This window comes from Citrobacter sp. Awk 2, assembly GCF_028069815.1.
GTDB lineage: Bacteria > Pseudomonadota > Gammaproteobacteria > Enterobacterales > Enterobacteriaceae > Citrobacter.
The window spans coordinates 35403-48828 of the sequence record NZ_JANEWL010000027.1 but is presented as its reverse complement, the minus strand read 5'-3'; the positions used below and the strand labels follow the sequence as shown (position 1 = coordinate 48828).

General features: G+C 52.3%; 8 protein-coding genes. 7 read left to right on the top strand and 1 reads right to left on the bottom strand.

The features are described 5' to 3' along the window. The first annotated feature begins 458 nt into the window (after window positions 1–458). From polB to rluA, 3 genes are all read left to right on the top strand, one after another. Window positions 459–2810 (top strand): DNA polymerase II, encoded by a 2352-nt coding sequence (gene polB / locus NNO02_RS09605; protein ID WP_271454658.1) that lies wholly within the window; start codon window positions 459–461, stop codon window positions 2808–2810. A gap of 177 nt (window positions 2811–2987) precedes the next feature. Beyond that, on the top strand, window positions 2988–5894 hold the full coding sequence (gene rapA / locus NNO02_RS09600) for an RNA polymerase-associated protein RapA (RefSeq protein WP_271454657.1): 2907 nt from the start codon (window positions 2988–2990) through the stop codon (window positions 5892–5894). An 11-nt stretch (window positions 5895–5905) separates the two neighbouring features. Beyond that, complete coding sequence (gene rluA, locus NNO02_RS09595) at window positions 5906–6565, top strand: bifunctional tRNA pseudouridine(32) synthase/23S rRNA pseudouridine(746) synthase RluA (protein WP_137383748.1); 660 nt, start codon at window positions 5906–5908, stop codon at window positions 6563–6565. A gap of 84 nt (window positions 6566–6649) precedes the next feature. Here the strand turns inward: rluA and djlA are convergent, their stop codons facing one another. Continuing rightward, window positions 6650–7465 carry a co-chaperone DjlA gene (gene djlA / locus NNO02_RS09590; protein ID WP_202039525.1) on the bottom strand — a complete coding sequence of 272 codons (816 nt, stop codon included), beginning with the start codon at window positions 7463–7465 and terminating at the stop codon, window positions 6650–6652. 450 nt (window positions 7466–7915) lie between these two features. Here djlA and lptD point away from each other — a divergent pair, with 450 nt between their 5' ends. From lptD to rsmA, 4 genes are read left to right on the top strand one after another with little or no spacing between them, the layout of a single operon-like run. Next, window positions 7916–10276, top strand: coding sequence for an LPS assembly protein LptD (lptD, locus tag NNO02_RS09585; protein ID WP_271454656.1), 2361 nt, complete (start codon window positions 7916–7918; stop codon window positions 10274–10276). 53 nt (window positions 10277–10329) lie between these two features. Further along, a complete protein-coding gene (surA, locus tag NNO02_RS09580) occupies window positions 10330–11616 on the top strand; it encodes a peptidylprolyl isomerase SurA (protein ID WP_271440473.1) in 1287 nt (428 codons plus the stop codon). Next, window positions 11616–12611 carry a 4-hydroxythreonine-4-phosphate dehydrogenase PdxA gene (pdxA, locus tag NNO02_RS09575; RefSeq protein WP_271440472.1) on the top strand — a complete coding sequence of 332 codons (996 nt, stop codon included), beginning with the start codon at window positions 11616–11618 and terminating at the stop codon, window positions 12609–12611. The genes surA and pdxA overlap by 1 nt, the downstream gene beginning before the upstream one ends. Continuing rightward, on the top strand, window positions 12604–13425 hold the full coding sequence (rsmA, locus tag NNO02_RS09570; RefSeq protein WP_048212723.1) for a 16S rRNA (adenine(1518)-N(6)/adenine(1519)-N(6))-dimethyltransferase RsmA: 822 nt from the start codon (window positions 12604–12606) through the stop codon (window positions 13423–13425). Before pdxA ends, rsmA begins: the two co-directional genes overlap by 8 nt. Window position 13426 lies beyond the last annotated feature (1 nt).

Sequence of the window (13426 nt, the reverse complement as noted above, 5' to 3'; positions counted from 1 at the left end):
ATTTAGAGCAATAACAACCCCGCTTAAATATATTATACTTAAGATAATGGCCCAAACATTTCGAATGAAAGCTTTACACTAACAGCTAATAAAAACAAATAAAAATATAATTTTTTCACTAATCTGAGAAATATGTGGCAAAATCAAACGAGCACTTTTCCTAAAAATCAGGAAAAGTATGAAAGCGAACTTGTAATTAATAATCAAAACATAAACAACGTATGTAATGGAGGCTAAGGTACAAATGCCAGCTATAAGATATCTATCTGTAGCCTATCCAAGACATTTTATTCATATATTGAATATGAAGATAACATTGTCAGGTAGAAATAAGCATTTTACTCAGGAAAGCGTATTTTGGGCAGTAACCTCTTCTGAGCATGACAACTGTATAAAATCACAGCCAACCTATCAGAACCAGGCTATAATAATGCCTGGTTTTTTGACGGATACGCAGCGTGGCGCAGGCTGGTTTTATTTTAACCCGACACTGGCGGGATACCCCGCAGGGGACAGAGGTTTCATTCTGGCTGGCAACGGACAATGGGCCACTGCTGGTTACGCTCGCGCCACAGGAATCCGTCGCGTTTATCCCCACACACCAGACGCCTCGTGTAACGTCATTATTACGCACAGAAAACGGCTATCGGCTGACACCGCTCACACTCCAGGATTTCCACCGTCAGCCAGTTTCGGGCCTGTATTGCCGCTCGCACCGCCAGCTTATGCGGCTGGAAAAACTGCTGCGTGAAAATGGTGTGACGGTTTACGAGGCCGATGTCCGCCCACCAGAACGTTATCTGATGGAACGCTTTATTACCTCCCCGGTTTGGGTCGAAGGTACTCCTCAAAACAACACACTCATTAATGCCCGACTGAAGCCGAATCCGGACTACCGACCACCGTTGAAATGGGTATCGCTGGATATCGAAACAACGCGTCACGGCGAGCTGTACTGCATCGGCCTTGAAGGTTGCGGGCAGCGTATTGTCTATATGCTCGGCCCGCCGAATGGCGATGCCTCCCGGCTGGATTTTGAACTTGAGTACGTCGCCAGTCGCCCGCTGTTGCTGGAAAAACTTAACGACTGGATTGCCCGTCACGATCCCGATGTGATCATCGGTTGGAACGTGGTGCAGTTCGATTTACGCGTCCTGCAAAATCATGCTGAACGTTATCGTATCCCACTGCGTTTTGGTCGCGACAACAGCGAACTGGAGTGGCGTGAACACGGTTTTAAAAACGGTGTTTTTTTCGCGCAGGCCAGAGGGCGTCTGATTATTGACGGCATTGAGGCGCTGAAATCCGCATTCTGGAATTTTTCGTCATTCTCGCTGGAAACGGTATCGCAGGAACTCCTTGGCGAAGGGAAGTCGATTGATAATCCCTGGGACAGAATGGACGAAATTGACCGTCGTTTTGCCCAGGATAAGCCCGCTCTTGCTACTTACAACCTCAAAGACTGTGAGCTGGTCACGCGTATTTTTCATAAAACCGAGATCATGCCGTTTCTGCTGGAACGTTCGACGGTAAACGGTCTGCCTGTCGACCGGCACGGCGGTTCGGTTGCCGCTTTCGGGCATCTTTACTTACCCCGGATGCACCGCGCCGGTTACGTCGCGCCCAATCTGGGGGAAGTTCCCCCTCATGCCAGCCCCGGCGGCTATGTGATGGACTCGCGCCCGGGTTTGTACGACTCTGTATTGGTACTGGATTACAAAAGCCTGTATCCCTCAATTATCCGTACTTTCTTGATCGACCCTGTCGGACTCATCGAAGGGATGGCTCATCCAGAACCGTTGCACAGCACAGAAGGGTTCCTCGACGCGTGGTTCTCCCGCGAAAAGCACTGTCTGCCAGAGATTGTTACCCAAATCTGGCACGGGCGCGACGAAGCGAAACGCCACGGTAATAAACCGCTCTCTCAGGCGCTAAAAATCATCATGAATGCGTTTTATGGCGTACTTGGCACCACCGCTTGTCGCTTCTTTGATCCGCGGCTGGCCTCGTCGATCACCATGCGCGGCCATGCGATCATGCGCCAGACCAAAGCGCTGATAGAAGCACAGGGCTACGATGTCATCTATGGTGATACCGACTCGACCTTTGTCTGGCTTAAAAAGGCGCACTCAGAAGACGATGCAACCCGAATTGGTCGGGAGCTGGTGAGCTATGTCAACACCTGGTGGGCGCAATCGCTGAAGCAGCAAAATCTGACCAGCGCGCTGGAGCTGGAGTTTGAAACCCATTTTTGTCGCTTCCTAATGCCGACCATTCGCGGTGCAGATACCGGCAGTAAAAAACGCTATGCGGGGATGATTCAGGACGGTGCTGAGCAACGAATGGTGTTTAAGGGACTGGAAACGGTACGAACCGACTGGACACCGCTGGCACAGCAGTTTCAGCAGGCGCTGTACCTGCGAATTTTTCGTAACGAACCTTATCAGGAGTTTGTCCGCGAGACCATCGACAAGCTGATGGCGGGTGAACTGGATGAACAACTGATTTATCGCAAACGTCTGCGCCGCCCGTTAAGCGAATACCAGCGAAATGTTCCACCACACGTTCGTGCGGCGCGACTCGCCGATGAACAGAATGCAAAACTTGGCCGCCCACCGCAGTACCAAAACCGTGGCACCATTAAATATGTCTGGACGGTAAACGGCCCTGAACCTGTGGATTATCAGCAATCTGCTCTCGATTACGAGCACTATCTGACACGTCAGATACAACCGGTTGCCGAGGGAATACTTCCCTTTATCGATGATAACTTTGCTACACTACTCACAGGGCAACTGGGGTTATTTTGACGCGTGACGAAACCGCCGCCATCCAGTACCATAGCGCCCTTTCCATTCCTGGACCCATTTAACACCCCTACCACTGATTTATTAGCCTGGTAGCGGGGTCGTATGCTCTCAAAACCTCGGGCTAGCCCGAAAAATGACGAGTATTACCTGCAATTAAAGATATAGAGCCGAACACATATGCCTTTTACACTTGGTCAACGCTGGATCAGCGATACAGAAAGCGAATTGGGACTTGGTACCGTTGTCGCCATGGATGCGCGAACCGTCACTTTACTTTTCTCATCGACGGGCGAAAACCGTCTGTATGCGCGCAGTGATTCCCCCGTGACCCGCGTGATGTTCAATCCTGGCGATACGATAACAAGCCATGAAGGCTGGCAACTGCATGTCGATGAAGTAAAAGAAGAAAACGGCCTGCTTGCTTATATCGGAACCCGCCTCGACACCGAAGAAACGGGCGTCATATTGCGTGAAGTGCTGCTCGACAGCAAGCTGGTGTTCAGTAAACCCCAGGATCGCCTGTTTGCTGGCCAGATTGACCGTATGGACCGCTTCGCACTGCGCTATCGTGCGCGTAAATTTCAAAGCGAGCAGTACCGCATGCCGTGGAGTGGTCTGCGCGGTCAGCGCACCAGCCTGATCCCACACCAGCTTAACATCGCCCACGATGTCGGCCGCCGCCATGCGCCTCGCGTTCTGCTGGCTGATGAAGTTGGTTTAGGTAAAACCATTGAAGCCGGGATGATCCTGCATCAGCAACTGCTGTCTGGTGCTGCCGAGCGTGTACTGATCATCGTCCCTGAAACTTTACAGCACCAGTGGCTGGTCGAAATGCTGCGTCGTTTCAACCTGCGTTTTGCGCTGTTCGATGACGAACGCTATGCAGAAGCGCAACACGACGCCTACAACCCGTTTGAAACTGAGCAACTGGTTATCTGCTCTCTGGACTTTGCCCGTCGTAATAAGCAACGTCTGGAGCATCTGTGTGATGCGGAATGGGACCTGTTGATTGTCGATGAAGCCCATCACCTGGTATGGAGCGAAGATGCGCCCAGCCGCGAGTATATGGCGATAGAGCAACTGGCAGAGCGCGTGCCGGGTATCCTGCTGCTGACCGCAACGCCGGAACAACTCGGCATGGAAAGTCACTTTGCGCGTTTGCGCCTGCTGGACCCAAGCCGCTTCCACGATTTTGCCCAGTTCGTTGAAGAACAAAAAAATTATCGCCCGGTTGCCGATGCGGTTGCCATGCTGCTGGCAGGTAACAAGCTGAGTAACGATGAGCTAAACATGCTTGGCGACATGATTGGCGAACAGGATATTGAGCCGCTGTTGCAGGCTGCGAACAGCGACAGTGATGACGCCCAAAGCGCGCGTCAGGAGCTGGTTTCGATGCTGATGGACAGACACGGCACCAGCCGCGTGCTGTTCCGTAACACCCGTAATGGTGTGAAAGGCTTCCCGAAACGCGAACTGCATACCATCAAGCTGCCGCTGCCAACCCAATACCAGACAGCAATCAAAGTCTCGGGCATTATGGGCGCACGTAAGAGTGCGGAAGATCGCGCACGCGACATGCTCTACCCCGAACAGATTTATCAGGAATTTGAAGGTGATACCGGTACCTGGTGGAACTTTGACCCGCGCGTTGAATGGCTGATGGGTTACCTGACCAGCCACCGCTCACAGAAAGTGCTGGTGATCTGCGCGAAAGCAACCACCGCGTTGCAACTTGAGCAAGTGCTGCGCGAGCGCGAAGGTATCCGCGCCGCCGTGTTCCATGAAGGGATGTCGATCATTGAGCGTGACCGCGCCGCAGCCTGGTTTAGCGAAGAAGATAGCGGCGCCCAGGTAATGCTGTGTTCTGAAATCGGCTCCGAAGGGCGTAACTTCCAGTTCGCCAGCAATCTGGTGATGTTTGACCTACCGTTTAACCCGGACCTGCTGGAACAGCGTATTGGTCGTCTGGACCGTATTGGTCAGGCGCATGATATTCAGATCCACGTTCCGTACCTGGAAAAAACCGCGCAATCCGTGCTGGTGCGCTGGTACCACGAAGGTCTGGATGCGTTCGAACACACCTGTCCGACCGGACGCACCATTTATGATACGGTTTATAACAATCTGATCGGCTTCCTGGCTGAGCCAGAAAACACCGATGGCTTTGATGACCTGATCAAGACCTGCCGCGAACAGCATGACGCGCTGAAAGCTCAATTGGAGCAAGGGCGCGATCGCCTGCTGGAGATCCATTCGAACGGCGGTGAAAAAGCTCAGCGGCTTACTGAAAGTATTGAAGAACAGGACGACGATACCAGTCTGATCGCCTTCGCCATGAACCTGTTTGATATCGTTGGTATTAATCAGGATGACCGTGGCGACAATTTGATCGTGCTGACACCGTCCGATCATATGCTGGTTCCGGACTTCCCAGGACTTCCGGAAGATGGCTGTACCATTACGTTTGAACGTGATGTGGCCTTGTCTCGTGAAGATGCTCAGTTTATTACCTGGGAGCACCCGCTGATCCGCAACGGTCTGGATTTAATCCTCTCTGGTGACACGGGTAGCAGCACAATATCTCTGCTGAAAAACAAAGCATTGCCGGTCGGCACTCTGTTGGTTGAGCTGGTCTATGTGGTGGAAGCGCAGGCACCGAAGCAACTGCAGTTGAACCGTTTTCTGCCCCCTACGCCGGTGCGCATGCTGCTGGATAAAAACGGCAATAACCTCGCCGCCCAGGTTGAATTCGAAACCTTCAACCGTCAGCTCAGCGCGGTTAACCGTCACACCGGTAGCAAACTGGTCAACGCCGTGCAGCAGGATGTTCACGCCATTCTGCAACTGGGCGAAGCGCAGGTTGAGAAGTCGGCCCGAGCGCTTATCGATGCAGCCCGTAAAGAAGCAGATGAGAAGCTGACTGCGGAACTGTCGCGCCTCGAAGCGTTACGAGCCGTAAACCCGAACATCCGTGATGACGAGCTTGCAGCCATAGAAAGCAACCGTCAGCAGGTGATGGAAAGCCTCGATCAGGCCGGCTGGCGACTGGATGCGCTACGCCTGATCGTCGTGACGCATCAGTAACGGAGCTGAAAATGGGGATGGAGAACTACAATCCGCCGCAGGAGCCCTGGTTGGTTATCCTGTACCAGGATGAGCACATTATGGTGGTCAACAAGCCGAGCGGCTTGTTGTCCGTGCCGGGTCGTCTGGATGAGCACAAAGACAGCGTGATGACACGTATTCAGCGCGACTATCCACAAGCCGAATCCGTACATCGTCTGGATATGGCTACCAGCGGCGTGATTGTAGTGGCGCTGACCAAAGCAGCAGAGCGCGAACTCAAACGCCAGTTTCGCGAGCGTGAGCCGAAGAAACAGTACGTGGCGCGGGTGTGGGGACATCCTGCACCTGCCGAAGGCCTGGTTGATTTACCGCTGATTTGTGACTGGCCCAACCGGCCAAAGCAAAAGGTGTGCTATGAAACCGGAAAATCCGCGCAAACAGAATACGAAGTCGTGGAGTTTGCCGCGGATAATACCGCCCGGGTGGTGCTAAAACCTATTACTGGACGTTCCCATCAGCTACGCGTGCATATGCTGGCGTTAGGACACCCGATTCTGGGTGACCGTTTCTATGCGCCACCGGAGGCGCTGGCAATGGCACCGAGGCTGCTGCTGCACGCAGAGATGTTAACCATCACCCATCCCGAATACGGCAACAGTATGACGTTTAAAGTCCCGGCGGATTTTTAAATTCAGTTCCCATTTATGCCGGGGGCGCTTCGCTTGCCCGGCCTACAGTTATCAACGTAGGCCGGATAAGGCGCGGTATAACGATTATTTAAAGCCTTTCTGTTCTTTAATTAGCTCATACGCTTTTTGAATTTCTTGTGCTTTTTGCTTCGCCATTTCCATCATTTCTGGTGGCAGGCCTTTCGCAACCAGTTTGTCCGGATGGTGCTCGCTCATCAGCTTACGATAGGCGCGCTTAATGGTGGTTGCATCATCTGTTGCTTTTACCCCCAACACGTTACAGGCATCTTCCAGCGTGGGTCCACGTTGCGCCTGCTGCCAGCCACCGCCCGCAGATTGCTGTTGATATCCGCCACCAAACTGCGCTCCACCCTGCATCATGCGGAGGAACTGATCAAACTGGGTACGCGAAATCCCCAGTTCTTCAGCGATGACGTACAGCACTTCACGCTCGTTAGGATGAAGAGAACCATCGGCAAATGCGGCCTGAATTTGAATTTCCAGAAACATGCGGATCAGATCGAATCGACCAAAGCAGACACTACGAAACTGACGCATCTTTTCACGTAATGGGTAATTGTCTGATTTTCCCACGCGGAAAGCATGCTGCGCCGCAGTACGCGAATCACCGTGCAAATTCATGCGATCCATCAACTGGCTGGCGATATGAATATCCGCCTCAGTAACACGTCCCTTGGATTTAGTCAGATGCCCCATCACCTCAAAAGTGGTGGCAAAAAACAGCGCCTGACGCTCTCGTTGGTTGGCGAACCATGCCATTTTGCGCATGCGGGCTTTGTCGAACATATGGCCAACTAACAGGCCTAACACCACACCCCAGAAGCCGCCGCCCATCATTAAGGCCACGGCCACACCAATAATCTTTCCCCAATACTGCATACATTCCCCAAATCTTTATGCTCTTGGCCAGGCTATGTCCCACAATATAAGGTGCTTTTACCGTTTTACGGCTGCGGTCAATTGTGGGACATAGCCTATAATTTGCATTATCATACCTGTCATTCAATGCCGTGCCTAACACCACAAACGCTATACCCGTTGGATTTCGAGTTACGACAAGGCAGCAACGCAGTGACAAATTCGTCTGGAACGAATTTGAACAACCGCAGACTGCCGCCGAAGAGGGATAAAGAAATCCCTCATCGCATCCCCTGACGCTTTACAGTGCAGGTAACTGGGGAAAACGAAGAAGACAACGAATATGCAGCTTGAAAGGTGACGGGCATAAAATGGGCAGGATTAATACTAGCGAAGTGAAGATGAGATAAGTTAGGCTGTGACCGTTTGTCACGCGCGACGCTACTGATGATGGAACAATAAATACAACGTATGAAAAAACGTATTCCCACTCTTCTGGCCACCATGATTGCCAGCGCCCTCTATAGTCAACAGGGCCTGGCAGCCGATCTCGCCTCACAGTGCATGTTGGGCGTGCCAAGCTACAACCGTCCTCTGGTGCAGGGCGAGACCAATGAGTTACCTGTCACCATCAATGCCGATCACGCGAAAGGGAACTACCCTGATGACGCCGTGTTTACCGGCAACGTGGATATTGCGCAGGGTAACAGCCGCCTACAAGCCGATGAAGTGCAGCTTCATCAAAAGCAGGCCGAAGGTCAAACCGCTCCCGTTCGTACCGTCGATGCGCTGGGCAACGTCCATTATGATGACAACCAGGTCATTCTGAAGGGACCAAAGGGATGGGCAAACCTGAATACGAAAGACACCAACGTCTGGGAAGGTGACTACCAGATGGTGGGACGCCAGGGGCGCGGGAAAGCGGACCTGATGAAACAGCGTGGTGAAAATCGCTACACTATTCTGGAAAACGGCAGTTTTACCTCCTGTCCTCCGGGTTCCAATACCTGGAGCGTCGTCGGTAGTGAAGTGATCCATGACCGTGAAGAACAGGTCGCTGAAATCTGGAACGCCCGTTTTAAACTGGGCCCGGTTCCGGTGTTTTACAGCCCCTATTTACAACTCCCTGTCGGCGATAAGCGCCGTTCCGGTTTCTTGATCCCGAACGCAAAATACTCCACCAAGAACTATTTTGAGTTCTACCTGCCGTATTACTGGAATATCGCGCCCAACATGGACGCCACCATTACGCCGCATTATATGCATCGCCGTGGCGGCGTGATGTGGGAGAACGAATTCCGTTACCTGACCCAGGCAGGTATGGGGCTGATGGAGTTCGATTATCTGAATTCCGACCGGGTCTACGACGACGAACATCCAAATGATGATAATTCACGCCGCTGGCTGTTTTACTGGCAACACGCTGGTGTGATGGACCAGGTGTGGCGTTTCAACGTCGACTACACCAAAGTCAGCGACTCCAGCTACTTTAATGATTTTGACAATAAGTACGGTTCCAGCACCGACGGTTATGCGACACAGAAATTCAGTGTCGGCTATGCGGTGCAAAACTTTGATGCGACGGTCTCCACCAAACAGTTCCAGGTTTTTGACGATCAGAACAACAGCAGTTATTCCGCTCAGCCACAGTTAGACGTCAACTTCTATCAGAATGACGTCGGTCCATTTGATACCCGTATTTATGGACAAGCGGTGCATTTCGTCAATACCAATGACGACATGCCGGAAGCGACGCGTGTTCACCTTGAGCCGACCATCAATCTGCCGCTATCCAATCAGTGGGGAAGTATCAACACTGAAGCGAAGCTGATGGCGACGCATTACCAGCAGACCAATCTGGACTGGTATAACAACAATCCGAGTAACGTAAATAAGCTCGACGATTCCGCTAACCGCGTCATGCCGCAGTTCAAAGTTGACGGTAAGCTGGTCTTCGAACGTGATATGGAAATGCTGGCGCCAGGCTATACCCAGACACTGGAGCCGCGTGCGCAGTATTTATATGTGCCGTATCGCAACCAAAGTCATATCTATAACTATGACTCTTCCCTGCTGCAATCTGACTACAGCGGCCTGTTCCGTGACCGCACCTATGGCGGTCTGGACCGTATTGCCTCCGCAAACCAGGTAACGACCGGCGTCACATCTCGCGTTTATGATGACGCGGCCGTTGAACGTTTTAATATTTCTGTGGGTCAAATCTACTATTTCACCGAGTCTCGCACTGGCGATGACAACATTAAATGGGAGAATGACGACAAAACCGGTTCACTGGTATGGGCTGGCGATACCTACTGGCGCATCTCCGATCGTTGGGGTTTACGCAGTGGGATTCAGTACGACACGCGTCTGGACAGTATCGCCACCAGCAGCAGCAGCATCGAGTACCGTCGCGACGAAAACCGTATGCTGCAGTTGAACTACCGCTATGCCAGCCCGGAATATATCCAGGCGACCCTGCCCTCGTATTACTCTACGGCAGATCAGTATAAAAACGGGATTTCTCAGGTGGGTGCAGTGGCGAGCGTGCCGATCGCTGAGCGTTGGTCAATCGTCGGGGCTTACTACTTCGATACCAATGTGAACAAAGTGGCGGATTCCATGCTGGGCTTGCAGTACAACTCCTGCTGTTATGCCATTCGCGTCGGCTACGAACGTAAGCTGAATGGTTGGGATGACACCCAGAAACACGCGGTATATGACAACTCGATCGGCTTTAATATCGAACTGCGCGGCCTGAGCTCTAACTATGGCCTTGGCACCAACCAGATGCTGCGTTCGAACATTTTGCCGTATCAAAGCTCTTTATGATCTGATTGATTTACAACGTAATCCGCATTGCGGTTAATTGAAATGGAAAAAGTATGAAGAACTGGAAAACGCTGCTTCTCGGTATCGCCATGGTCGCGAATACCAGTTTCGCTGCCCCACAGGTGGTCGATAAAGTCGCAGCCGTCGTCAATAACGGCGTCGTTCTGGAAAGCGACGTCGATGGCTTAATGCAGTCAGTAAAACTTAATGCGGGTCAGGCAGGTCAGCAATTACCGGACGATGCCACGCTGCGTCATCAGATCCTGGAACGTTTGATCATGGATCAAATCGTTCTACAGATGGGTCAGAAGATGGGTGTAAAAATCTCTGATGAGCAGTTAGATCAGGCTATTGCCAACATTGCCAAGCAGAACAATATGACGCTGGATCAAATGCGCAGCCGTCTGGCTCAGGATGGTCTGAGTTATTCGACCTATCGCAACCAGATCCGTAAAGAGATGACCATCTCTGAAGTGCGTAATAATGAAGTTCGCCGTCGCGTCACGATCCTGCCACAGGAAGTTGATGCCCTGGCGCAGCAAGTTGGCAACCAAAATGATGCCAGCACTGAGCTGAACCTGAGCCACATTTTGATTCCATTACCGGAAAACCCAACGTCAGACCAGGTTAACCAGGCGGAAAGCCAGGCGCGTTCTGTGGTTGACGAAGCGCGTAGCGGTAGCGATTTTGGCAAGCTGGCCATCACCTATTCTGCTGACCAGCAGGCGCTGAAAGGCGGCCAGATGGGCTGGGGACGAATTCAGGAACTGCCCGGTATCTTTGCTCAGGCATTAAGCACCGCGAAAAAAGGCGATATTATTGGCCCGATTCGTTCAGGTGTCGGCTTCCATATTCTGAAAGTCAACGATATGCGTGGTCAGAGCCAGAGCGTCTCCGTGACTGAAGTTCATGCCCGCCATATTCTGCTGAAACCGTCGCCGATCATGACCGATCAACAGGCTCGCCTGAAACTGGAACAAATCGCGGCTGATATTAAGAGCGGTAAAACGACCTTTGCAGCAGCAGCAAAAGAGTTCTCTCAGGATCCGGGCTCAGCAAACCAGGGCGGTGACCTGGGTTGGGCTGCAGCCGATATTTTCGATCCTGCTTTCCGCGATGCACTGACCCGCCTGAACAAAGGTCAGATGAGCGCGCCGGTGCACTCTTCCTTCGGCTGGCATCTGATCGAGCTGCTGGATACGCGAAATGTTGATAAAACTGACGCGGCACAGAAAGACAGGGCTTATCGCATGCTGATGAACCGTAAATTCTCGGAAGAAGCAGCGACCTGGATGCAGGAACAACGCGCCAGTGCGTACGTTAAAATTCTGAGCAACTAATGACTCGAACTCAACGTGTTGTGATCACTCCCGGCGAACCTGCCGGGATTGGTCCGGACCTTGTGGTCCAGCTTGCACAGCGCGAGTGGCCGGTAGAACTCGTTGTTTGTGCTGATGCCACGCTACTCCGTGACCGGGCAGCCATGCTCGGTTTACCGCTCTCGCTCCTACCCTACTCTCCAGATACCCCAGCCAAACCACAATCAGCCGGTACGCTGACGCTATTGCCGGTTGCGCTTCGCCGCACGCCTGTCGTCGCGGGTCAACTGATGGTAGAGAATGGGCAATACGTCGTCGACACGCTGGCTCGTGCCTGCGATGGTTGTCTACAGGGCGAATTTGCAGCGCTGATAACCGGCCCCGTCCACAAAGGCGTGATCAATGACGCGGGCGTGCCGTTTACCGGGCATACTGAGTTTTTTGAAGACCGCTCACAGGCGAAGAAAGTCGTGATGATGCTGGCAACGGAAGAGCTGCGTGTTGCTCTGGCGACCACACATCTGCCGCTTAAAGCCGTTGCTGACGCCATCACCCCGGCATTATTGCGGGAAGTGATCGGCATTCTGCATCATGATTTACGTACCAAATTTGGCCTGAACGATCCGCATATTCTGGTTTGCGGCTTGAACCCACATGCGGGAGAAGGCGGTCATATGGGGACGGAAGAAATAGACACCATCATCCCGGTACTGGATGAACTGCGTGCGCAGGGGATGAAATTAAACGGTCCACTGCCTGCAGATACCCTGTTTCAGCCCAAATATCTCAACAGCGCGGATGCCGTGCTGGCAATGTACCACGATCAGGGCCTCCCCGTGCTAAAATACCAGGGATTTGGTCGCGGAGTGAATATCACGCTGGGCCTGCCCTTTATTCGCACATCCGTTGATCACGGCACCGCACTCGAACTGGCGGGTCGTGGGCAAGCAGATGTCGGCAGTTTTATTACGGCGCTTAATCTCGCCATCAAAATGATTGTTAATACCAATGAATAATCGAGTCCATCAGGGCCATTTAGCCCGTAAACGTTTCGGGCAAAACTTCCTCAACGATCAGTTTGTGATCGAAAGTATTGTCTCTGCTATCAACCCGCAAAAGGGTCAGGCAATGGTCGAAATCGGCCCGGGCCTTGCTGCATTGACCGAGCCAGTTGGCGAACGTCTGGACAAGCTCACGGTCATCGAACTGGACCGCGATCTGGCTGCACGTCTGCAAACACACCCGTTTTTAGGGCCAAAGCTGACTATTTATCAGCAAGATGCCATGACCATGAACTTCGGTGAGCTATCACAAACGATGGGTCAGCCGCTGCGCGTATTTGGCAACCTGCCGTACAACATCTCCACACCGCTGATGTTCCATCTTTTTACCTATACTGATGCCATTGCCGACATGCATTTCATGTTGCAAAAAGAGGTGGTCAATCGTCTGGTTGCAGGGCCAAACAGTAAAGCGTATGGTCGATTAAGCGTCATGGCGCAATATTACTGCAATGTGATCCCGGTGCTCGAGGTTCCACCGTCGGCTTTCACACCAGCACCGAAAGTAGATTCCGCCGTTGTACGCCTGGTCCCTCACGCGACGATGCCGTACCCGGTTAAAGATGTTCGCGTCCTGAGCCGAATTACCACCGAAGCGTTTAATCAGCGCCGTAAAACGGTACGTAATAGCCTCGGTAATCTGTTCAGCGTTGAAGTACTGACAGAGTTGGGCATCGACCCGGCAATGCGAGCGGAAAATATCTCTGTCGCGCAATACTGCCGGATGGCTAACTATCTGTCAGAAAACGCGCCTTCGAAGGAGAGTTAAG